Origin of the sequence: Ruminococcus albus AD2013, assembly GCF_000526775.1 — a bacterium.
Lineage (GTDB): Bacteria > Bacillota > Clostridia > Oscillospirales > Ruminococcaceae > Hominimerdicola > Hominimerdicola alba_A.
The window spans coordinates 1624391-1646644 of the sequence record NZ_JAGS01000001.1; the positions used below are offsets into that span (position 1 = coordinate 1624391).

20 protein-coding genes are annotated in these 22254 nt (G+C 42.9%); 10 read left to right on the top strand and 10 right to left on the bottom strand.

What is annotated here, in order from left to right:
* Window positions 1-7 precede the first annotated feature (7 nt).
* The 4 genes from N773_RS0107130 to N773_RS0107145 form a co-directional block, all read right to left on the bottom strand.
* Window positions 8-1081 carry a hypothetical protein gene (locus tag N773_RS0107130; protein WP_024857142.1) on the bottom strand — a complete coding sequence of 358 codons (1074 nt, stop codon included), beginning with the start codon at window positions 1079-1081 and terminating at the stop codon, window positions 8-10.
* Window positions 1082-1122: 41 nt separating this feature from the next.
* Complete coding sequence (locus N773_RS0107135) at window positions 1123-1956, bottom strand: hypothetical protein (RefSeq protein ID WP_155250865.1); 834 nt, start codon at window positions 1954-1956, stop codon at window positions 1123-1125.
* A gap of 20 nt (window positions 1957-1976) precedes the next feature.
* A complete protein-coding gene (locus tag N773_RS0107140) occupies window positions 1977-3086 on the bottom strand; it encodes a hypothetical protein (RefSeq protein ID WP_024857144.1) in 1110 nt (369 codons plus the stop codon).
* A 661-nt stretch (window positions 3087-3747) separates the two neighbouring features.
* Window positions 3748-4749: a hypothetical protein gene (locus N773_RS0107145; protein WP_024857145.1), complete on the bottom strand. Its 1002-nt coding sequence runs from the start codon at window positions 4747-4749 to the stop codon at window positions 3748-3750.
* 505 nt (window positions 4750-5254) lie between these two features.
* Here N773_RS0107145 and N773_RS0107150 point away from each other — a divergent pair.
* The 8 genes from N773_RS0107150 to N773_RS0107185 all read left to right on the top strand — a co-directional run bounded on the left by N773_RS0107150 (window position 5255) and on the right by N773_RS0107185 (window position 14532).
* The gene (locus N773_RS0107150; RefSeq protein ID WP_024857146.1) at window positions 5255-6013 is read left to right on the top strand and encodes an EAL domain-containing protein; all 759 of its coding nucleotides are present in this window, start codon (window positions 5255-5257) and stop codon (window positions 6011-6013) included.
* Between the two features lie 48 nt (window positions 6014-6061).
* A complete protein-coding gene (locus tag N773_RS0107155; protein ID WP_242840361.1) occupies window positions 6062-6793 on the top strand; it encodes a hypothetical protein in 732 nt (243 codons plus the stop codon).
* Window positions 6794-6811: 18 nt separating this feature from the next.
* Window positions 6812-7501, top strand: a complete 690-nt coding sequence (locus N773_RS0107160; protein ID WP_024857148.1) for a signal peptidase I — start codon at window positions 6812-6814, stop codon at window positions 7499-7501.
* A gap of 51 nt (window positions 7502-7552) precedes the next feature.
* A complete protein-coding gene (locus N773_RS0107165) occupies window positions 7553-9136 on the top strand; it encodes a hypothetical protein (protein WP_024857149.1) in 1584 nt (527 codons plus the stop codon).
* Window positions 9137-9200: 64 nt separating this feature from the next.
* On the top strand, window positions 9201-12164 hold the full coding sequence (locus N773_RS0107170) for a signal peptidase I (protein WP_242840362.1): 2964 nt from the start codon (window positions 9201-9203) through the stop codon (window positions 12162-12164).
* A complete protein-coding gene (locus tag N773_RS0107175; RefSeq protein WP_024857151.1) occupies window positions 12136-12591 on the top strand; it encodes a hypothetical protein in 456 nt (151 codons plus the stop codon). The genes N773_RS0107170 and N773_RS0107175 overlap by 29 nt, the downstream gene beginning before the upstream one ends.
* Before the next feature lie 12 nt (window positions 12592-12603).
* A complete protein-coding gene (locus tag N773_RS0107180) occupies window positions 12604-12828 on the top strand; it encodes a hypothetical protein (protein WP_002851980.1) in 225 nt (74 codons plus the stop codon).
* A 165-nt stretch (window positions 12829-12993) separates the two neighbouring features.
* A complete protein-coding gene (locus N773_RS0107185; protein WP_043537833.1) occupies window positions 12994-14532 on the top strand; it encodes an IS1182 family transposase in 1539 nt (512 codons plus the stop codon).
* A 168-nt stretch (window positions 14533-14700) separates the two neighbouring features.
* Here N773_RS0107185 and N773_RS0107190 read toward each other — a convergent pair whose 3' ends face one another.
* Both N773_RS0107190 and N773_RS0107195 read right to left on the bottom strand, forming a co-directional pair.
* Window positions 14701-15360 (bottom strand): GGDEF domain-containing protein, encoded by a 660-nt coding sequence (locus tag N773_RS0107190; protein ID WP_024857153.1) that lies wholly within the window; start codon window positions 15358-15360, stop codon window positions 14701-14703.
* Between the two features lie 16 nt (window positions 15361-15376).
* Window positions 15377-16333 (bottom strand): hypothetical protein, encoded by a 957-nt coding sequence (locus N773_RS0107195; RefSeq protein ID WP_024857154.1) that lies wholly within the window; start codon window positions 16331-16333, stop codon window positions 15377-15379.
* Between the two features lie 377 nt (window positions 16334-16710).
* On the opposite strand from N773_RS0107195, the gene N773_RS0107200 reads away from it, so the two are divergent.
* Window positions 16711-17508 (top strand): hypothetical protein, encoded by a 798-nt coding sequence (locus tag N773_RS0107200; RefSeq protein ID WP_024857155.1) that lies wholly within the window; start codon window positions 16711-16713, stop codon window positions 17506-17508.
* A 96-nt stretch (window positions 17509-17604) separates the two neighbouring features.
* Complete coding sequence (locus N773_RS0107205; protein WP_024857156.1) at window positions 17605-18102, top strand: hypothetical protein; 498 nt, start codon at window positions 17605-17607, stop codon at window positions 18100-18102.
* A gap of 54 nt (window positions 18103-18156) precedes the next feature.
* Here the strand turns inward: N773_RS0107205 and clpX are convergent, their stop codons facing one another.
* The 4 genes from clpX to N773_RS0107225 form a co-directional block, all read right to left on the bottom strand.
* Entirely contained in the window at window positions 18157-19428 is a 1272-nt protein-coding gene (clpX, locus tag N773_RS0107210; RefSeq protein WP_024857157.1) for an ATP-dependent Clp protease ATP-binding subunit ClpX, read from the bottom strand.
* A gap of 11 nt (window positions 19429-19439) precedes the next feature.
* The gene (gene clpP, locus N773_RS0107215; RefSeq protein ID WP_024857158.1) at window positions 19440-20030 is read right to left on the bottom strand and encodes an ATP-dependent Clp endopeptidase proteolytic subunit ClpP; all 591 of its coding nucleotides are present in this window, start codon (window positions 20028-20030) and stop codon (window positions 19440-19442) included.
* An 81-nt stretch (window positions 20031-20111) separates the two neighbouring features.
* Window positions 20112-21392 (bottom strand): trigger factor, encoded by a 1281-nt coding sequence (gene tig, locus N773_RS0107220; protein WP_024857159.1) that lies wholly within the window; start codon window positions 21390-21392, stop codon window positions 20112-20114.
* A 72-nt stretch (window positions 21393-21464) separates the two neighbouring features.
* Complete coding sequence (locus N773_RS0107225) at window positions 21465-22175, bottom strand: metallophosphoesterase (RefSeq protein WP_024857160.1); 711 nt, start codon at window positions 22173-22175, stop codon at window positions 21465-21467.
* Window positions 22176-22254 lie beyond the last annotated feature (79 nt).

A 22254-nucleotide genomic window follows, 5' to 3' on the forward strand; every position in this document is an offset into this window, starting at 1 on the left:
AGGTTCGTTAGTCCGAGTCGGCAGGTATATTTATCTTTATACATACATTACCCGAAACTGTATCGCTTATGAAGTTCCACGACGAACTCACTTCTCCGTTGATTTTATACAACTGTATATCATATCTGTTTCTATACTCTTTCGTTGAACTGTACGAATCAGCATTTATTACTAGCTTATTCCACCCAGTTGTTGTTCCTCCGCCTTGAGTATATACAACCTCACCGGATACAAATGGAAACGCGCCATTACTTTCATAAAAATCTTTATTCAGAGCAATCTTGGTTGGATCCCATTCTATTTCAATAGTTTCACTGCCCGTACCTGTTAACACCAGGTTATATGCATCATATGCGGAAGGTAGCGCTGATGTATTAAGTCGTTGCTCATTGATATAGTATTTCCATCCTGTCGAAGAAGACCCCTGCTCTTCCTTCAAACCAATTGCTGCTGCAAGAGGCTTAAGGTCGGGAAAACTCGAAGTCGGAGTGGCTTTAATCATCACACGCTTGTTTGCATCATTTTTTAAATCCCAGTTTTTTGAAAACTTGATGGTATACTTGTTCTGGCTTCTTGCATTTGTCGCAAGTGTTTCAACCTGAGGACTGGAATAGGTATAAGAAGCGCTACCACTGTTAAAAGTAACCAATGCAGTAGAACTGTCATTCTTAGCAATTTGAATATATTTTCCGGCATCCATACTGCTGATTACATTGCCTTGGTTATCAACAACGGAAATTTCAAGATCATATTCAATTTGTCTTTTATAGTAATCTCCGCTACCGTCTATATCATAATTCCACACAAAAACATCAACATCATAAGTCTGAGCCAAATCATTCACAGTCAATTCCTTAACATAATAAGGCTGAAATGAAATCCTGTTATTCTCAATATAAGTCAGAAGATTTGACGAGAACATCGAATCACTTGAATCATCAAACAGAACAACTCTCTTAACAAAGTTATTTGTTCCAGGATACTCAGCAAATGCAACAATCGTGCACAGCGCCAGTGTAACAGAGACTATCCAGACAAGAAGCCACTGTCTTTTCATGAATTTTATTATTCTGTTTTTCATATTCAGTCGCTCCTTTCCTTAAATAATCTATATCATTTGGTTTATCTTGATGCTGTTATGTATATCATGTCCGTTTCTTTATCTTCAAACGTTCTGTTTGCTCTTTTTTCCCACGTTACTTCAATAATGTAATAATCGCAGAATTTTTTATTTGAGTCCAAAGAAACAGATATTGAATCCGAGTGCCAGTAAGATGGGATATCATTCTCCTCAACATTTGTTTTATCACCATAATTTTCAACATAAAACGCATCGTCATCTTTGGCTTTCATAGGATTGCTTGTTTCATTATTTTTGTATTCTCCGCTCAACGCTGTTGCGGATTTCACATAATACTTCGAACCACTCTCACTGTACATGTCATCAGAAACCGGAATAGTATTTTCGGTATGACTACCAGCATGCATAGCATATAGCACAATATCGTTTTCATCTGTACCGGCAGGAATACTTGACTGATCATCGTATTGAGTAGCAGGGTATATAGTATAAGTGAATTGATTATTATTTGTATGAGCCATCTGAAGTTTATAACTCTTTGTGTTTGATCCTGAAACTGAAAAAACATATAACTGCCTTGTTACAGGAATCAGCTTTCCATCATCATCATGTACCAATCCTCCGGTCACAGGATCAGTTTTGTAAGGGCTGATCGCATTCATATTAAAATACATTCGATCCTCACGCTGAGCCGCATTGAGATACAATGAATTAGGGAATTCGATCTTATACATTTCCGCTGTTTTCCTTTGCATATAAAACCATGCAAGAACCGGAATAGAGCAAAACAACAACAGTGTCAAACTAAAAGCTGTTATTAAGGCTATCCTTCTCTTTATTGGCATATTATTAAATTTTCTAAACAAAGTTTTCATATGCCACACTCCTAAAACATTCAGTCGGGCAATCCAACATTTATATCAACAATAAAATAACTCAGACTGGATCCGATCAAAAAATCCGCATCGTTATAGCCGTCGCTCAATTTCTTGAAGCTGGTTTTATCTCCGGCATTATTCGCATCATCTATTATGGCATCAGTTATTTCAGAATAGTTCGTAAAAACAAGATTCTTATTGTCTTTCAGATACTGAATTACTTTGCCTTTATCCGTATTTGAAATATCCGAAGTTCCATTAGCAACATCCTTGACTATTGGATAATCGCTTCTGTATCCTGTCGTATTATTTCTTAATGCTATCTGTCCTAAAGTGTTCGTCCACATCCAGTATATAGTCACCTTCTTCGGAACATTTTTTCTTGCATTTAAAAAAGTCTTATTTAATGTTCTGGTGGTTATCGGCTTCTCATAATAATACCGAGAACCCTCCAGAGTATTCTCATCAGTATCGCCTTCTTCTTCAAAGAACATTATGTGTCCTTTAAGATAATTCTCTGCTTCTTGGTATTGATCAATAACCGATTGTTCCAGTCCAGAATTAGCTACCGTAAGCTCCGAAACACGCTTTATTGTAGTGTTTGTTTCACCCAGTTCCCTAAAACCTATCACATTGAGATCGATCTGAACTGTCAGATCCCCATCCTGCTTTGGAACAACATAGAATTCAATTATTCCGCTACTGCCGGGCCCAAAATCAGTTTCTTCTTCAGCAGATGGAGTATACCTGATTTTAATCTGGGTATCGTTACTACCGGTCAAATAATAACCGGAAATAACTTCATCGTCACCATATGTGTATGTGTTGTCCGCTTTAATGAACTCGGTGTCATTACGCACAGTCGAACCCTTAACGGCGATTTCAAACGGCATTGTAGCAGTTTTTACAGACATCCCCCCTGTCCCGACTTCCCTATTCATAGTAAACCACGCGATCGTCACAAAGATAAGGATAATTGCACTAAAAGCCGATGCCGTACCCAGTTTTATAAGCTTCGTCTTTTTCGAGCGCTGCTGTTCTTCTACGGCGATTATATTTTCAGCTGTCAATGAAGCAGATTCGCCTGTATCCAATAGTTTTTTCACATCAAAAACATTGTTTTCCATCTGCTTCACCTCCTTGCTGTCGGCCGTTTGATACTATAATACAGACGTTGTTTTCAGGACTATTCGATGGTGTTATGTTTAAATTAATGTGTTTTAGTAATAATATATAAAATAAAAGTTCATATATCTTTCCTATTTTATTATATCACAACGCCACGGTGATGTCAATTGTTTTGACATTAAAATCCGTTAATAAATTAGAAAGATAAATAAATATTTAATCAAAAGCACATACAGATCGGTCATGTAGAAAAAGAACATCGCCTTCTGAAATTACAGCGTATTTTCCAGTGTATTTCCATTTTTAAATTGACTGGTCCCGGAAATTGTTATCCGAATAATCAATTGTTAATTAAGTCACAATAATAGAAAATCCGAGTTTTGCAAAAAGATCTAGTTTACAGTTAGTTAATATTGTTTTTGAATAAAGTTAGAATTGAATCTCCTGACCTGTCATTCCGTGTTTTTCATGCAGATAAGCGTCGATATGCGTAATTGCCGCTGTACAAAAGTGATCGGACAAAAAGAATCCCCCACCTGGGTGGGGTGGGGGGAAAGGAGTTTTTAGAGAGGGTTTTATTTAATGATAGGGGTTAATATTTCTATTTTATGAGATTGGGGAATGTGGTTGTTTAGTTAGTTGTTAATTTCTTAGGTTTGATTATGAAGTAGCAGTAGTAATATTCGTTGCAGCTGTCGCAGCTGTTGTACCATCACCGCCGTTAAGATCAAACTGAAGATCAAGCTTATACTTATTGGTCAGTGCAGCATATGTCTGAGATGTACAAGTAGTATCTTCACCTTCAAGCCACAATCTAATTACAACATAATAGTATTCTGTTGCATTGCTGGCAATTGTAGAATCTACGGTTGCAGCTGTGTCATAGGTAGCAGCAGATAATGTATTTGTTGAATCAACCGCATTTGTTCCACTCTGATTTCCTGCACCACTTATTCTAAGAATGGTCTTTTTAAGCGCTCCACTATATGACGGAGTCTGACCGGAAGTATCAACTGTAGGAGCTGTTCCTGCACTAACACTTGAACCTAACTCTTGAACAAACATTGCAACTCTCCACGCCTTATCTGTCGGAGCAGCCCAAGTATCACCAGTGGTGTTGTATAAGAGATTACACTTTGACATTACAAGAGTTCCAGTATCTGAACCATTAGTATTGGTAGCTTTCAGATAAAAAGCATAATCAATATAACCATATGCTGTATCAAATGCGGTAGTGCTTGGAGAAGCGCCATAAGCTGTATTAAATGCAGCATCGTACTTGGTTTTAGCAGCAGCAGTGTCGTTCTGAGATGTGCCATTAGCTTCATTATAGGCTGTATAGTTTTCTTCCAAAGCATCACCATTAGAACCTGCATTAACAGTATAGAAATACTGAATGCCATCTACAGTAGAGGTAGGCTCCAATAAAGCCTGTCTAGTTTGCGAAAGGGATTTTGCAAAAGCTGAATCGCTCGGTGTTTCAGAGATAAGCAGGTTCGATCCAACCTTAGTCTTAACTTCCATTCCTGTTACCGTAACCGTCTTATTCATCGTAAACCATGCATAAGTCGATGTTGCAAGCATTACTGCCGAAACCATCAGCGAGCCGGCAGCGGGTATTAGTTTCTTTGCGGGATTTCCCTTTTTCTTTGTATTTTTCATATGCATTTTCCTTTCATACCAAATTTCGGCGTGAATCTCGCCGATGACTCGAAACTTCCACGAAATAGATTGTTTTTGTTTCTTAACTTGAACTTATTATACATGATTTTGTTTGACCTGTCAAGAGTTTTGGATTTTATTCATATTTTTAACTTTGAAAATCAGTCAAGTGCACAAATGATATTTTTCGCTTTGTGCATTTTTACTGGTTAATAACTTAAATTAATGTTATCTAACTACAAAATGTCGTAATTTTACCCCGAATTTAACCTCGTGAGCCCTATGATCAGCCGAGACAGAAATTGTTAAGCGCCATATATCGTCGTTTAATAAATATTAACAATTAAATTTATTGTATTCTGCGCCCGTATTCATTAAATATTGTTTTAACTCAGCTGTTAAATAATAATTAATTAAATCTATAAAAAATACCCAATTTCAATTGACATTATTCATAATATGTTGTATAATAAAATAGAATAAAAGACACAAGGAGGGCGGCGTAATGAGATCCAATGTTCAAACTACTGTTGGCGGTATGCGTGCTGTCGAGCTTTATTACAGACCGATAAGGAATATTTCCGCAGGAAACACCGCCTTTTATCAGTCCCAGACAAGGCTGAACTCACCGGGTCTGGGGGTGCTGATGCCCGAGAATTTCAGGGACGTTTCCGAGATAACTCAGCAGTGCCTGAACCTGTTTGAGCTGGAACTCTTTCAGGCGATGCAGGCGGTGACTACATTTAATGAGCGCGAACTGCTGTTCAACTGGATATCGGTATATATGCCGGCGAAGTATCTGCGTGATATCGATGCGGAGAGCAGGATAATGGAAGCGAGCGAAAAGATGGGTGTGAATTCCTCTCAGCTGTGCTTTACACTTTCGGAGAAGCTTTTCGAGGAAACTGAGCACATCGTAGCTGACAACATCAAAAAACTGCGCAACAGAGGTTTCCATTTTATGCTGATGGATTTTGGCAGTATAAGCAGTCCGATAATGAAGCTTTCGGAGTATGAGGTCGATTATGTAATGCTCAGCCCCGAGCTCACGCAGTATATCGGCAAGGGCGAAAGGTCGGACAGTGCGGTGAAATCCCTTATCGACTTTGTGACGGGTCTTGGTGCAGAACCTGTGGCAGACGGCATCTCAAATGTGCATCAAGCTGAAATACTTTACGAGTTTGAATGTCACTACTGCGCAGGCGAGCTTGCGGGAAAGTACATGGCTGAAAGGTATATCAGGCGCAAGAGCAAAGAAGATTGACATTCAATATATTATATTACATTTTTATAAAGGAATGGGGTATCTGATTTGGCAGACAATAATAACAATAATACCAAAGTTATAGATGTGCTGACACTTCGGCGTACTGCCAAGGAAGCTAAACGGCACGTCATTGTAATGAGGGTATTGGGGCTTCTGGTGATAATACTGGTCGCTATCATAGCCATCGCCTATGCGATATCGTACTTCTACGACAAGTATGGGAGCTTTACAGTAAAGATCAATAAATACGATATGATGCGTCAAGGTCTAACACTTTCCGAGACTCCCGAATACGACAAAACGAACTCGGTACTGAATGCGAATATAGTCTACGACATGACCAACATCAGCGGCGATGATCTTCCTGATAATCTGGATATGATAAACGGAAGTCACAACGGTGAGAGTTACATAGCCTACACCTTCTACCTTATTAATGGCGGTGATGACACCATAAGCTATGAGGGTGAGATGTCGATAGAAAATGTGACCAACAACGTTGACGAAGCCGTAAGAGTTGCGCTTTACGTAAACGGTGAAAAAACGGTATACGGTAAGACGAAATCCAACGGCACGGGCAAGGAAAGTGACTGCGACAGTGAATTTACGTCAGCCACCGTGGTAATGAGAAATAAGCGTGAAAAGTTCGAGCCTAAGGCTAAAGATAAGTATACTGTGGTCATCTGGCTGGAGGGCAACGACCCCGACTGTACAGATGAACTTATCGGCGGCACTCTCAAGCTTGGCATGGACTTCAAGATAGTTGAAACTACTTAATGTTAGGAGAAAAGATATATGAAAAAAGTTCTTAAGATCACTGCAAATGTATTAGTCTGGATAATACTTATCCTTGCTTTGCTGGTAACTATAATGGTATTCTCATCGGGAAGAAACAACGGTGTGGCAAATCTGCTGGGATATATCCCCATGACTGTTGAATCGGACTCCATGAAACCCACATTCAAGAAAGACGACCTGATAATCTGCAAGGAAGTTGACGACGTATACGCACTGCAGGAAGGCGATGTCATCACTTTCTGGACGATAATCGACGGTCAGAGAGTAAAAAATACCCACCGTATCGTGGCGATAAACGAGATCGACAACACAAGAAGCTTCGTTACACGAGGCGATAACAACCCTCAGGACGATACAGTACCTGCTTCTGCCAACGATATCATCGGCAAATGGACAGATGTAAAGCTTGGCGGCTTTGGCAAGGTGATGAACTTTCTCAGAACAAAGACAGGTTTCTTTATATGTATAGTTATACCTATGGCAGTGTTCTTCCTGGTAGAGCTTTACAAATTCATCGTTACACTTGTGGAATTTAAAAAGCCCGCGCTTACCGATGAGGACGAAGAAGAGATCAAGAAACGTGCTATCGAGGAATACCTTGCGACACAGAAACAGGAAGAAGAAAACAAGAATAAAGCTGAGCAGTCTGTAAGCGGCGAGGATAAGTCCGCCGCAGCTGAAAAGTAAACATAGTACAGCATGAAAAGCTAAGCTTATTAATCGATAAGGAGAAAGGCTATGACAGGATTTCTCAAATGGTTTTTTGTATTTATGACAGAGATGCTGAAAGGCTTTTCCATGATCTTCAAAGGGCTCTGGAACGGCATAAAACAGATCTTCAACATAAAGAATTACATTCAGATATTCAAGACCTATTCCACCGATTTCGGTGCCTTGGGCTGGATACTGTCTATACTTGCGATAATCCTGGTGGCTGGCGTATTCGTGCTGCTGGGTCTGATGATAGTGCTGGCAATAAGAAAGTACATCAGGTTCAGGCATTCCATCGTCAGCAATGAAGATCTGCTGGAAGAGATATCAGATCTTCAGAGACAGGTACTGAAGATGACTAAGGAAAAGGACGAGATCATGGCGATGAAGGTGGCACAGATGGGCATACCTACTACGGGTGCGCTGTCTCTTGCCGGGGCAGATGGTATGCCCGCCCTTGGCATGGAGGGCGGCGATGCTGCGGTGGCGGCAGTCGGAGAGACCGGAGACGACGGTGTTATCCAGACAGCCGACAGAAGATTCTCGAGACTTATGGAAGTGGACAGCTTCTACCGCTCATACACTCCTCCCGAGTACAACAACACCATCACGCTGGAAGAGCTTTGCGATACCTACAGGAATTTCGCCTGCTCGCGTATGCACCTGTTCTATGAGCCTAAGACTATCAGACTTTTCATTGCGGGCATGGCTTCTACAAAGCTGATAATCCTGCAGGGTATCTCCGGTACAGGTAAAACGTCACTTCCCTACTCTTTCGGTAAGTTTTTACAGCATGATACCACCATCGCTTCTGTACAGCCATCATGGCGTGACAGAACAGAGCTTTTCGGATACTTCAACGAATTCACAAAGAACTTCAACGAGACGGAAGTTCTTAAAAGGATATACTCTTCAAGCTACAACAACGACATCAACCTGGTGCTTCTCGATGAGATGAACATCGCCCGTGTCGAGTACTACTTCGCGGAGATGCTTTCTATACTTGAAATGCCTAACGCAGATGAATGGGAGCTTGACCTTGTTCCCAACGTATGGAGCACCGACCCTGTAAACCTCAACAGAGGCAAACTGAAAATACCTCAGAACGTATGGTACATCGGTACAGCGAACAACGATGACTCGACCTATGCTATATCCGATAAGGTATACGACCGTGCTCAGCCTATAAATCTGGACGCTAAGGGCGTAGCTTTTGATGCACCCGATACAGGTCCTATCGATCTGGGCTTCGATCATCTCGATCAGCTTTTCAAGGAAGCTTTCGACAAGTACCCCATATCTCAGGAAACTCTCAAAAAGATACAGCAGCTTGACCTCTGGGTAATTGAAAAGCTGCGTGTGGCTTTCGGTAACCGTATACTCAAGCAGATGGGTCTGTTCGTTCCTGTTTACGTCGCTTGCGGCGGTGAGGAACTTGAAGGCGTTGACTACGTTCTGGCTACCAAGATATTCAGAAAATTTGAATCGCTGAACCTTGCAATGCTCAGAGATGAACTCAGAGAACTGGTAAACTATATGAACAAGTCCTTCGGAAAGAACAAGATGAAAGAATCCATCGAATATCTTGAAAGACTGCAGAAGCTGTTCTGACAGCTTATTCCCGTACTTTTTGCACAGTCACTAATTATCATTCATGCAAAGGCAGGTGAGGCGATTGGATAGCTTGTACGGCAAGTGGTATGAGGATTTTAAGGAGTCCACGGGACTTTTTGATGATGATGAGCTTTTCGGATCGCTGGATACCCTGTTACATTCCAGCAGGAACACCTTTGCGATGAACAAAAAGCTCATGGCAAAAGCGATAGATGTCAGCTGGGTAGAGGCTATCGAAAACGGACTTGTACATCTTGACAATGTGCTCAGAAATCCAAGACGTACCATAGAGGACGTTGAGGAGATAGTGCCCATAGCCCTTTCAAGGAAAATAACCGTTGAATCGGTAAAACATTTGGCACAGCACACCGACCTTATACAGAGCTTCGACAAAAAGACAGGCAAAGTAACGCCATCAAAGGTTTTGAATGTACATAAGGAAGAAAGCCTTATGACCTACGAGAACAAGTTCGTGAATACGCTTGTTGACAGGCTATACATATTCATTACCACCAGATATGAAAAACTTGCGCAGGTAGCCCGTGATGAGGAAGTCTTCACACTGGGGTACGATACCTCCATTGATGACGGCGCAGGAGGGAAAATGAAGATACAGGTCAAGCTGGAAACAACTTCCAGTCTTGACAGCTACAATAAAAGCGGTTACACCGTATGGCAGAGAGTTGAAAAGCTTAAAAAGATAATCGAGGGCTATAAAGGCTCCGAACTATGTCAGGCACTTGGAAACACTTTCGTCAGACCGCCTATAATGCGTACCAACGCAATAATGAAAAACGTTGACCTCAAAGCCTGCCTTACCCTTTGGCAGTACATAGTAGGGTATGAAAAGGTGGGTTATGAGATAAACGTTGAGGATACAGCTGTAAAGCCTCAGGATAATTACATTGAGGATTTCTACAAGCTGGTGATACTCAATCTTCTGCTTTTCAGGTCTTATACCGACGAAAAAGGCAGAGAGCTCCCTGAACTGAAGACACAGAAGCTGAAAAAAGCCGCACCTAAAGTGGTCAAGCGGTTCAACAGCGAACTTTCAGGGGATTACAATATTTACGCCGAGGGAGTTGCGGGTTTTGTGGCTTCCGAGGGTGAATTTAAGGTAAAGAAATCTCTGCCCGAGGATATACGAAAGGTATTCGATGAGGTAAACAATGTTATCGACATCGAGCGAGCCTTCATCGCACAGCTGGAGGCTGAAAGACAGAAAGCCGAGCAGCAGCGTCTTGAAGAAGAAGCAAGGCTGGAAGAACAGCGCCGTATCGAGGCGGCAAGGGCAGAAGCTCTGGAAAAGATACGCAAGCGCCGCGAAGAGGAAGACCGAAGACTGGAAGAGATGCTGGCGCAGAAGCGGCGTGAGCAGGAAGAAGAAGAACGCCGCAGGCAGGCTGAGGAAGCCGAACGTCAGGCACGTCTTGAAGATATGCGCAGACGCGAAGAAGAAGAGCGGAAGCGCCGCGAGGAAGAAGAACGTGCCGCCGCTGAGCGTGAGCGTATCAGCCTGAACAAAACGAAGATGCTCAACGAGCTGGGCGAGGCTGAAGGTCTTGACAGCAGCGAGATAAATAACGGTCCCAGTGAAGAAGAACTGCAAAAACAGGCATATGCTGAAGTCACCGAAGAAGAGATCGAAGAAGTCAAAGCTGCTATGGAAGAGCAGGAAGACGAAGAAAAGTCGGCTGAATTTGAAGATCCCCGTGCAGTGGCTGCAAGGCTCAAACTGGAACAGCAGCAAAGGGAAAAAGAACGACGTGAAGCTGAACGTGCCGCAAGACTCAAAGCGGAGCGAGAGTACTTCGAGAGCAAGCCGTTTTGGACTATATACAAAGAATACTCCAGGAACCCGATATACGTTATACCGAGATTTATCACCTATCTGCTGGTCATATGGTTCGGCATAATCCCGAAATATACAGATAATCCAGATTACGAGCGCAGGCGCAACGAGAAAGAAGCGAAGAAGCGCCAGAAACAGGAAGAGCTGGAAAAGCACAACGAGATGGAAGCATACTACAAGAAGTATGCACAGACCTTCAAGTACCGCTTCATGAGAAAGCTGGCAGACCGAAAGTTCAAGAAGCGCAAGCGTCTTGAAATGAAGGGCAAGCCGAAACCCGTATACACACCGCCTGAGCGTACTCCCGAAGAACAGAATGCTATCGATACAGAGATGAAGCGTCTGTACAAGGAGTACCACGTAAGCATTTTCGAGAAGCTCCGCAGGCATATTGAAGAAAGCAGGCGAAATTACGATCTCACCCATAAGAACAAGCGCAAGGCAAGATCAGATGAGCTTATGGAACGCATAAACAACGGCGGTGAGATCAATGAAAATGAAGAAAGCGGCTTACGCCGTGCTGCTAACATCATTACAAGCATCATACTTATTGCAGCAATTGTATTCACGGCTTATGTGATGATATGTGCGGCAAGGCACAAGGCAGTAGATGTATTCGGAAAGAGCGTGCTGAAAGTCGTCACTGGAAGTATGGAGCCTTCGATAAATGTTGGCGAATACATCGTGGTGGAAAAGGTCGATAGATCAGCTCTCAAAAATGGAGATATCATATCTTTCTATTCCGAGCAGACCGATATCTACGGTATGCTCGTGACCCACAGGATAGTCGATATACAGGAAGACGGAACGTTCATAACAAAGGGCGATGCCAACCCCATTGAGGACAGCGTTGCTGTAAAGCCCGATAGGATAGTAGGAAAATACACAGGCAAAGCGAGATTTTTCATATGGGTGAACTCATTTGCAAGCCCGAGGAAACTGCTGATGATACTTGTCATCATACCTGTATTTGCGATCTTCATCTATGAACTGAAGAGCCTTGCCAAACTCAGCAAGAAAGTCAGCGAGGCAGAAAATGTATCCTACGAGGAACGCCGTCAGGAGCTTATCAGAGAAGCTATCGAGAAAGAAAAACTAAGGCTGGCAGAGGAAAACTATCAGCCCGAGGAAGAGGTGACAGCGGATGAACCAAGAGAAGATACTGAAACGTAGAGTACTGACATTTCTGATCCTCTGGATGATCACGCTGATCGGTCTTCTGGTATTTATCGGACTATACATCGATGAAACAAGGCGTGTACAGGAAACGTACAGGAAACAGTATAAGGTGGAGCTCAGCCATGCCAGCAAGGAGATAGATTCCTATCTGCTGAATCAGGGCGATACAGCACTGCGCTACAAGCGCATAACCAGCTATGTTACCTGTGCGAGTTCCTTCGCGTTCCTCATCGACGAAGGTTTTGCCGAGGAGCAGAAAGTCATAAATGAGGTCAACACCTGCCTGATAAAGTATCCCGAACAAATGGGTACTAAGCTGGAAGACCTTAAACAGGCTTTTGATGACATAGGCGCAAACCTTGACAAAGGCTATGAGGAAGCTCAGGCAGTAGTCGATTCTGTGGACAAATTAGGTAATTAGGAGTGGTCAAATATGAACGAAAAGAGAAAACTCAAACGTGAGATCAAGATATGCCGACAGACTATCGAGGAAATAGAGCGCAAGCGTTCAAGATCTCAGTCGGCACTTGTACAGGCAGTGCTTTTGCAGGAAGAACCCGATGAGAACGACGTTGAGTGGTTCAACAAGTATACAGGTGAGATCACCGCTTGCAGAAATCACATGATCGAACTGCAGAAGAAGCTTAATTCTCTGTAACAGAATGTATATCAGGTCAGTATATAAAAAATCGAGGGGCTGTTGCAGCCCCAACAAAGAAAAAGACGCCTGACACACCAAAAAGGTAGTGCCAGGCGTCTCATTTTGTGGTATAATGTAATTGCAAATATAACATCAAACCAACGAAAGGATTGTACCACAAAAATGAGAAATTGTCAAGTGCGTCTTAACATGAATTATGAGATCTACATCGAAGAAAGCTCACCTGTCAGAGTATTGAGCAATGTTATAGATGAGATCTATCAAAAAGAAGAATACACGATAGTAAGCAAGTGGAATGGCGCCATACCCGAGGATATCATGATGAAGATACTCATCTACGGCTACATGAACGACTCTTTTTCAAGCCGTAAGATTGAACAGCTCTGCAAAAGGGATATCCATTTCATGTGGCTTCTCGATGGCTTTGGAGCTCCGGATCACAGCACTATCTCAAGATTTCGACAGAAAATGGGAGAACAGATCGAGCGTGTGTTTTACGCTGTTGTAAAGTATCTTTTGAATATGAAAGAGATAAGCGGTGAGAACCTGTTCATTGATGGCACCAAGATCGAAGCTAATGCAAACAGATATACATTCGTCTGGAAAAAGGCGGTCTCAAAAAACGAGCTGAAACTTCGTACCAAACTGCCTGAGATACTTGATGAGATAAATTATGCTTATGGTGTGAGATTCCCCGAAAATACAGGAGTATCGGATATGATCTCGACCTTGTCATCTCTTATAATAAAATTCGGTATTGAACGAGTTTACGGAAAAGGACATCATAAATCAGTATATCAGAAAGCACTTGAAAAGCTTGAGGGATATCAGCAGAAAATACAGCAGTACGAACAATATAACAGCCTTTTTGACGGAAGAAACAGCTTTTCAAAGACAGATACCGATGCAACATTCATGCACATGAAGGAAGACCATATGAGAAACGGTCAGCTGAAACCCGGATACAACATACAGGCAGCGGTGGAAGGTGAGTATATTGTAGGTATAGACGTTTCAAGCGAACGAAGCGATGTAAATACGCTGATCCCGTTTCTTGAAAAGCTTAACAGTCTTGAGTTGTTTGTATTGAAAAACATTATCTGTGATGCGGGTTATGAGAGCGAGGAGAACTATCTTTATCTCAGATCACATAACATGACCTCATACATAAAACCCGTAAATTATGAGCAGAGCAAAAAGCGGAATTATCGTACAAAATACGGCAGACCCGAGAATATGGAATACCACGAAATGGGCGATATTTTCGTATGCAAAGCCGGCAGGATACTTTGGAGAGTAGGGACTAAACACGAAAAAAGCAAGACGGGATTCGTTTCCGAAAAAGCTATGTACAGATGTGAAAGCTGCGAAGGTTGTCCCTACAAACAGAACTGTACAAAAGCAAAAGGAAACAAGACGCTGTCTATATCGCATAAGTTCAAAGAACTGAGAACAGAAAGCCTGGAAAATATAACGACCGAATTCGGAAAACAGCTCAGAATGAACCGAAGCATACAGGCTGAAGGCGTATTCGGAGTGCTGAAACAGGATCATGGCTTCAGAAGATTCCTGTGCAGGGGCAAAAATAACATCAGAACTGAGTTCCTTTTGCTGGGACTTGCATACAACATAAAGAAGCTTTTTGCTAAGATCTCAGAAAACCGACTTGGAATTTCTCTTTTTGAACTGAAAACGGCATAAAAACCAGCAGAACATAACACCCCCGAGTCCTCTTTTTTGAAGAGGGCTTGGGGGTGTGCGCACTGAAACAGCTTATTTCACCAATAAATATGTTTTTTTACTCTGATGTTCGGATATGGTTAGAGGGTGCTGCGATTGCAACACCCCCTCAAATTATGTGATCATAAATTACTTACTGCTGTGCATGCGCTTTTTTTCATTGTACATTGCTTTATCTGCACGGGACAGTATACGCTCAAAATTCTCATCACCCTCGGCAAATGAAGCGTAGCCTACTGCTATACTGAGCAGGAACTCTTTTTCGTATGCGAACTCGCCGTACTCGCTTCGGTCGATATTCATCCTATCCATCATATCGTGGAGAGTTGCGTGAAGCTCTTTGAGTTCATCTTCGCTCTTATCACTGAGCAGGGCGATAAATTCATCACCGCCGACTCTGTAAACCTTATCGAAAACAGACAGCATACACTTTGCCGCCGATACCAGCAGCATATCTCCGCCGAAATGGCCAAAGCTGTCGTTGGTGGTCTTCAGCAGGTTGAGATCCATAGACATAACGCTGATATTCTCCAGCGGTATAGCTTCGGCATCTCTTTCAAGTGCGTACCTGTTGCCAAGACCTGTAAGCTGGTCGGTGTAAGCAAGATTATGCAGCAGCTGAGTTTCGCGCTCGCGGTTAACTTCGTTCATTATCTTTCGCAGACCGTTGACTATCTCAAATGCAAGATAGATGATGAAACCTATCCTGATAAGGAAAGACTGGTCTCCGGTGGTGGATATGAACATATAGAAAACAACATTTGCAAATGCAAAGCCCAGCAGGCACATCAAACCTATCCTGTATTCAATGTCTATCAGCCTGAAACGCTGTATTATCAGGAAGCTTGATACTATTGCAAAAAAAACCGACTGCTGCTGTAAATACTACAACCGTCCTGGTATAGGAAGCTATCCCAATAAAATGTAATGCGGACAGACCTAACTCCAGTGCTACAAAGCCGTAGAACATCCATTTCATATTCAGGGTCGGAACTATATCCTCAAAGTACAGCATAGCAGCCAGCGGCAGCATATACAGCGAGAAATATATCATGTAGTACTGCGCCACGGGGTTACAGCAAATAAACTGGTGGAAAAACAGCGGACACGTCAGATATACCGCAAAAAGCAGCGACAGCGAACCCAGTGAGAAAGTCTCGGGGGTGTCTATCTTTTTGAATGAACCCACAAAGTGTATGACCATCAGCAGTATGCCGAAAGCCACCATTATGATATTCATCAGTGACAGCTTAAATTCCTTTTTAAGGTAGAAATACACCAGCTCGTTCTCTTCGGCTGAATACACCTGATAACTTGGCATATATTTATGGTTATAAACAGTATCAACGACGATGTTCAGGTATTTTCCGCCGCTGTCAGGCGGCAGGTGTATAAAGTGGGTATATGTTCCCGGAGAATCTCCGAAGATAGGTTTTTCACCAAAATGGTATACATTCATTACCGATGTACCGCCCGGCTCATTGCTGAGATAAGCGTCAACATAGGAATCATAAGTCTTGAAAGACAAGACCTTACCATTTATATCCTCGCTGACAGGATGCCGCATAACAAGACGAAGAGTACTATTTCCATCTTCATCTTCATGTTTTGCACGCTCATATGTCCAATCAGCGTCAACTTTTTTTACATTAAAGTCTTTACCCACAGGAACATCTTTATCGATAGAAAAAGCAAGTATCAACACTATTATCATTATACTGAACAGATATAGTCCGATATACCTCTTTTCCAGAAATTTCATAGGGTACTCTCCTTTTCGGACAGAATTAAAATATAATATCCCATATATATTATAACATATCATCACAAATTCTTAAATAGATTTTTGAAAATTTTATTGTAATTAATTAGAATAATTACAAATTCATTTCACGAAATAAAAATGGTGTTTTTATCATAAAAAGCGATAATACGCGTTTTTCTGCCTATTTGTTCTCACAAGAACAGTACTTTCCGTGCCAAAAAAATATGCCCAAAAATTTATAAAAAGTTATCCCGGTGATTGACTAATCTGTGTTTTTATGGTATAATATATACAACATATAGTTTGATTATTTCTTCAATTTTATAACATATAAATAAGCTAAAAAATTATACTATTGATGGAGGAGAATGAATATGCGTTTTAATACCTATGGCAACAGAAGTAATCCTATAATAATCATGCTAACAAGTTCTTTCTGTTCTGCGGATTCTTTGTCATATCTTTATGAAGAACTGACGAACGATTATTATATAATCGTACCCGAATACAACGGTCACTACGAGGGCAGCAGTGATTTCACCACAAGCCAGCAGGAGGCTAAGGAGATTGTCGGATTTCTCAAAGAAAACGGTATCGGTCATCTGTGCCTGATCTACGGACAGGCTATGGGTGCTGAGATAGGTATGGTACTGATAGCACAGTGTCTCAAACAGCACATCACCATCGAATCCGCTTTCTTTGACGGCGGTACTTTCCTGAAACAGCCCAAGCTTTACAAGGCTATCATGAACTTCAAGCACAAGTCCATGATGAATAAGATGAAAAATCAGAGCGTAGATGAAGTTGTCAACTGGAAATCGGTTGACCAGTTCACTAAGGACGACACCGCAACTATGCGCCCTGTTATCGAATCAATGGTAAAGACTGCCCCTGTTATTACTGACGGCAGTATCAAGAACGAGACTGAGGCAAGATATACTTTCAACTTCCCTTACCTGCCCGATGAGATGCAGGAGAACATCTTCTTTGTTTATGCTTCGGATGAGAAGAACTTCAAATCGTGTTTCAAGCACCTGATTGAGGCTTATCCTTCTGCGAACTTCAAGACGCTGAGGGGTGAGGGTCATCTTACTTACTCGGTAAGAAAGACCGACGATTATCTCCGCGTAATCAGGGCTATCTGCAACAGAAACAATGACGATGAGGATTAAACAGAGGTCTGCAATATTATAGGATAATGCGCCGTGGTCTGGTACTGCGGCGCTTTCTTGTCAGAACAAACACTAAATAAGGAGGCGGTCAGCACAATGAATATTGATATTATCAAACTTCCATGCACGATGATAGATATAGGTGACAGCGACGAAAGTTTCAAGCTTTTCTTTGACAGGTTTGACGAGGGACAGACCGAACATTCGATACAAAACAACGGTCTTTCGGGAATCTTCAAAGCCGAATACAAATGCAGAGGTATGAACTGCTGTTTTGACATCGACCTCACCATCGGGAATCTATATTATTTTAACTACGACCTCGACACCGCGTGGGATATACATTTCGGCAGGAATGCCAAAGCCGTGCTTAGGAACTACGGCGATATCTGCCGAAGTGAACTTGTTTTCACCTTCGATGAATCGGGCAGATGCACTGTTAGAGGAAAGTTCAAGAACAGCGAATGCGGTTTCAAAAACGGCATATCCTTTGAAATGGAGATCGACCGCTCACAGATAACCGATCAGACAGTAGCTATGACAAGATTCTTCGATAAACTTGCCGAAATTCAGGGGAACAGAAATTTCAATTAACTAAAAATCCCGAAAGCGTCAACTGCTTTCGGGATCATTTATTTGCTCAAAATATCAAACCACGTCTTTTTCCTGACCTCTGGTGATCTCGGGTTCTGCCTCGCCTCTTACGCACTCAGCAGTAATTTTGATACCTGTGATGCTGGAGTCGGAGGGAGCATCGAACATGAGCTTTGTGAGAATGCTCTCAACAACTGCTCGCAAACCTCTTGCGCCTGTTTTCTGCTCGATAGTAACCTTAGCGATCTCGGTGAGTGCTTCTGGTGTAACCTCGAAGTCGATATTATCAAACTCAAAGAGCTTGGTGTACTGCTTGATAAGCGAGTTCTTAGGCTCGGTGAGTATCCTGCAAAGTGCAGGCTCATCAAGCTCGTCAAGTACTGTGATAACAGGCAGACGACCAACAAGCTCGGGCACAATGCCGAATTTTACCAGATCGTGAGGAACGACCTTTTTGAGTATATTATAATCGGAGCTCTTATCCTTTACCTTGCCGCCGAAGCCCATAGATGAAGAATCTGTACGCTTCTTGATAACGGCTTCAAGTCCGTCAAATGCGCCGCCGCAGATGAACAGGATATTCTTGGTATCTATCTGGATAAACTCCTGATGAGGATGCTTTCTTCCGCCCTGGGGAGGAACGTTGGATACTGTGCCCTCAACTATCTTCAGCAGAGCCTGCTGAACGCCTTCACCGCTGACATCTCTTGTAATAGAGGTGTTCTCGGACTTTCTGGCGATCTTATCTATCTCATCGATATAGATGATACCGTGGGAAGCTTCCTCAACATTGTAGTTGGCAGCCTGTATCAGACGTGTCAGCACGTTCTCAACATCATCGCCCACGTAACCTGCTTCGGTAAGTGTGGTAGCATCAGCGATAGCAAAAGGAACATTCAGAAGTCTGGCAAGTGTCTGTGCAAGAAGTGTCTTGCCTGTACCCGTGGGTCCCAGCAGCAGAACATTGCTCTTCTGTATCTCAACGTCGTCGCTATCGTCTTCAAGGGTCAGTATACGCTTGTAGTGATTGTACACAGCCACGGACAGCGCGATCTTAGCGTCGTCCTGACCGATAACGTATTCATCAAGTACAGCCTTTATCTCGGCAGGCTTTTTAAGAGTGATACCGCCGTTATCAGCTGTCTTGTTCTTTTTCTTTTCAGTGACCTTAGCCCTGGGGCTAACGCTGCCCTGCTCTTCAAGGATATCATAGCAGAAGAGGACACATTCATCGCAGATATGGTTATTACCTGCAGAGAACATATTCCTTACCTTGTTTTCGGGCTTACCACAGAAAAGACATTTTTTCATAGTATCATTAGCCATTAAGATCTAACCTACCTTTTAGTGATAACTTTGTCGATCAGTCCGTATTCCAGTGCTTCCTGAGCTGTGAGATAATTATCGCGCTCGGTATCCACTGCTACCTGTTCTATGCTCTTGCCTGAGTTTTCAGCAAGTATCCTGTTGAGCTTTTCTCTTGTAGCGACCAGATGATCGGAGTGTATCTTAACATCGGTGCACTGTCCCGAAATACCGTTTCCGCCGATAAGAGGCTGGTGTATCATGATCTCACTGTTGGGCAGTGAGAATCTCTTGCCCTTTGTACCGCTTGAAAGCAGGAACGCACCCATAGATGCTGCCATACCGATACAGATGGTATTTACATCGCATCTGATATACTGTATGGTATCATATATAGCCATACCTGCGGTTACGGAACCTCCGGGGCTGTTGATATACAGATCGATATCCTTCTCGGGATCCTGGCTTTCAAGATAAAGCAGCTGTGAGATCACGAGGCTGGCAACATGATCGTCTATGGCCTCGCAGAGCATGATTATCCTGTCGTTCAGCAAACGGGAGAATATATCAAAACTTCTCTCTCCCCTGCTGGTCTGTTCTACTACATAAGGTACAAGTGCCATTGTAATGCCTCCTAAACAAATATAAGTATTCGCCCGCAAAGGTCGGGATACCCCGACTAGTGCAGGCGATGTATGTTTTACTTACTTGATAACAGCAGATTCCTTGATAAGATCAACTGCCTTGCCGACAGCCAGATCCTTCTTCAGATCTTCTGCGCGTATGTAGCTCTTTACCTGCTCAACTTCCATTCTGTAAGTCTCAGCCAGGTTCTTGAACTCGTTCTCAAGATCCTCATCGGTAACTTCTACATTCTCTACCTCAGCGATCTTCTCAAGAGCCAGTCTCAGCTTGACCTGCTTCTCAGCCTGCTCAGCATAGCCTCTCTTGATGGTGTCGATAGTCTGACCTGTGAACTGCATATACATATCCAGAGAGATGCCCTGAGGAGCCATTCTCTGCTCCAGCTCAGCTACCATCTCGTTTACTCTGTTGTCATACATAACATCAGGGATCTCAGCAGTCATGTTCTCAACTACCTTGTCAAAGAGATCGCCCTCGACCTTAGCGTCAGCAGCCTTCTCAGCAGCCTCTTCCAGCTTGGTCTTAACGTCAGCCTTGTACTCGTCAACGGTATCGAAATCTGTGGAATCCTTTACCATATCATCGTCCAGCTCGGGCAGCTCCTTCTTGGAGATGCTCTTGAGGTTGATCTTGAATACTGCGGGAGCGCCTGCGAGATCCTTTACCTGATACTCCTCAGGGAAAGTAACGTTGATCTCGAACTCTTCGCCTGTGCTGTGACCTACGATCTGATCCTCAAAACCGGGGATGAACTGACCGCTGCCCAGCTCAAGATCGAAGTCCTCAGCCTTGCCGCCGTCGAATGCAACGCCGTCCTTGAAGCCCTCGAAGTCGATCTTAACGGTATCGCCCTTCTCTGCTGCTCTGTCGTCAACAGTAACGATCCTTGCGTTCTTCTCTCTCAGCTCGTCAAGCTTCTTCTGAACATCCTCGTCAGTTACAGCATTGACAGTTTTCTCAACCTCTATACCCTTGTAATCCTTAACTTCAACTTCGGGTCTGGTTGTGCACTTAGCTGTCAGCTTAACGCCGTTCTCCTTGTTGATCTCGGTAACTTCGATAGTAGGCTGACAAACGAGGTCAAGACCTGACTCATCGATAGCACCGTTAACAACGGGAGCGTACAGCAGATTGATAGCGTCCTCGAAGAATACCTCTTCACCGTAGGTCTTCTCGATCAGCTTTCTGGGAGCCTTACCCTTACGGAAACCAGGCAGAGCAATGTTCTTTCTTGCTCTCATGTATGCCTTCTGAAGTGCATCTTCAAAATCCTTTGCGGGTATCTCGATCTCCAGCTCGTAGCTGTTAGTGCCAACATTATTTGTAGCTTTTAAACTCATTTTCTAATTCCTCCAAAATAAAATATATCTTTAATATTATAGCACACTTTTACCTGTATTTCCAGTACTTTTTCAATAATTGTCACTTTGCACAATTCCAGTGATGTCTAATGGGTCAAAATGCAAAAAATCACTTGATATCAGCCGGTACTCTATACCGTCATACATACCGTTTACGGCATAGCCGTGGGCTTTGCCGTGAAGATGTCCGTAAAAGACCTTTTTCACGCCGTATTTATACAGTACATCAAGTATCTCGAAATTTCTGCTCTCCCCGAATACAGGCGGATAGTGCAGGAACACCACGGGTGTCAGCCCTGCCGATATTGCAGATTTCACCGACATTTCCAGCCTTATGGCTTCGCGGGCTATTACCTTTGCGCTTGCGGGTTCCGAATTATCATTTACCCAGCCGCGTGTGCCGCATATACCGATACTGCCGAACTGATAGTGGTTCAGATGAAGTATATTCAGGCTTTTGAAGCCCTTTTCATCAAAAAATCTCTGCATTTTCGACACGGTGTTCCACCAGTAATCGTGGTTGCCTTTGGATATTATCTTGGTGCCGTTGAGACTGTCAAGGAAAGCAAGATCCTTTTCGGTCTCTTCAAAGTTCATCCCCCACGAAAGATCCCCGGGGAGAACTACTATATCATCGGGACATATCTTATCCTGCCAGTTCTTTTCAAGCCTCTGCACATGGTCGTCCCAGCCGCCGAAAATATTCATCGGCTTATGGACACCAAAGGAAAGATGCAGATCGGCTATGGTGTAAAGCTTCATATCTCGCTCCAGTCTATTGGTATATATTTCCGGTAATATCAGCCATCGTACTGCAAAAACTATTCTCACAAGACGAAAA

Bases quoted from the DNA above. Each gene is read 5' to 3' on its own strand.
- N773_RS0107130 (WP_024857142.1), bottom strand. From the start codon at position 1,081: ATGAAAAACAGAATAATAAAATTCATGAAAAGACAGTGGCTTCTTGTC.
- N773_RS0107135 (WP_155250865.1), bottom strand. From the start codon at position 1,956: ATGAAAACTTTGTTTAGAAAATTTAATAATATGCCAATAAAGAGAAGG.
- N773_RS0107140 (WP_024857144.1), bottom strand. From the start codon at position 3,086: ATGGAAAACAATGTTTTTGATGTGAAAAAACTATTGGATACAGGCGAA.
- N773_RS0107145 (WP_024857145.1), bottom strand. From the start codon at position 4,749: ATGAAAAATACAAAGAAAAAGGGAAATCCCGCAAAGAAACTAATACCC.
- N773_RS0107150 (WP_024857146.1), top strand. From the start codon at position 5,255: ATGAGATCCAATGTTCAAACTACTGTTGGCGGTATGCGTGCTGTCGAG.
- N773_RS0107160 (WP_024857148.1), top strand. From the start codon at position 6,812: ATGAAAAAAGTTCTTAAGATCACTGCAAATGTATTAGTCTGGATAATA.
- N773_RS0107165 (WP_024857149.1), top strand. From the start codon at position 7,553: ATGACAGGATTTCTCAAATGGTTTTTTGTATTTATGACAGAGATGCTG.
- N773_RS0107175 (WP_024857151.1), top strand. From the start codon at position 12,136: ATGAACCAAGAGAAGATACTGAAACGTAGAGTACTGACATTTCTGATC.
- N773_RS0107180 (WP_002851980.1), top strand. From the start codon at position 12,604: ATGAACGAAAAGAGAAAACTCAAACGTGAGATCAAGATATGCCGACAG.
- N773_RS0107185 (WP_043537833.1), top strand. From the start codon at position 12,994: ATGAGAAATTGTCAAGTGCGTCTTAACATGAATTATGAGATCTACATC.
- N773_RS0107190 (WP_024857153.1), bottom strand. From the start codon at position 15,360: ATGTGCCTGCTGGGCTTTGCATTTGCAAATGTTGTTTTCTATATGTTC.
- N773_RS0107195 (WP_024857154.1), bottom strand. From the start codon at position 16,333: ATGAAATTTCTGGAAAAGAGGTATATCGGACTATATCTGTTCAGTATA.
- N773_RS0107200 (WP_024857155.1), top strand. From the start codon at position 16,711: ATGCGTTTTAATACCTATGGCAACAGAAGTAATCCTATAATAATCATG.
- N773_RS0107205 (WP_024857156.1), top strand. From the start codon at position 17,605: ATGAATATTGATATTATCAAACTTCCATGCACGATGATAGATATAGGT.
- clpX (WP_024857157.1), bottom strand. From the start codon at position 19,428: ATGGCTAATGATACTATGAAAAAATGTCTTTTCTGTGGTAAGCCCGAA.
- clpP (WP_024857158.1), bottom strand. From the start codon at position 20,030: ATGGCACTTGTACCTTATGTAGTAGAACAGACCAGCAGGGGAGAGAGA.
- tig (WP_024857159.1), bottom strand. From the start codon at position 21,392: ATGAGTTTAAAAGCTACAAATAATGTTGGCACTAACAGCTACGAGCTG.
- N773_RS0107225 (WP_024857160.1), bottom strand. From the start codon at position 22,175: ATGAAGCTTTACACCATAGCCGATCTGCATCTTTCCTTTGGTGTCCAT.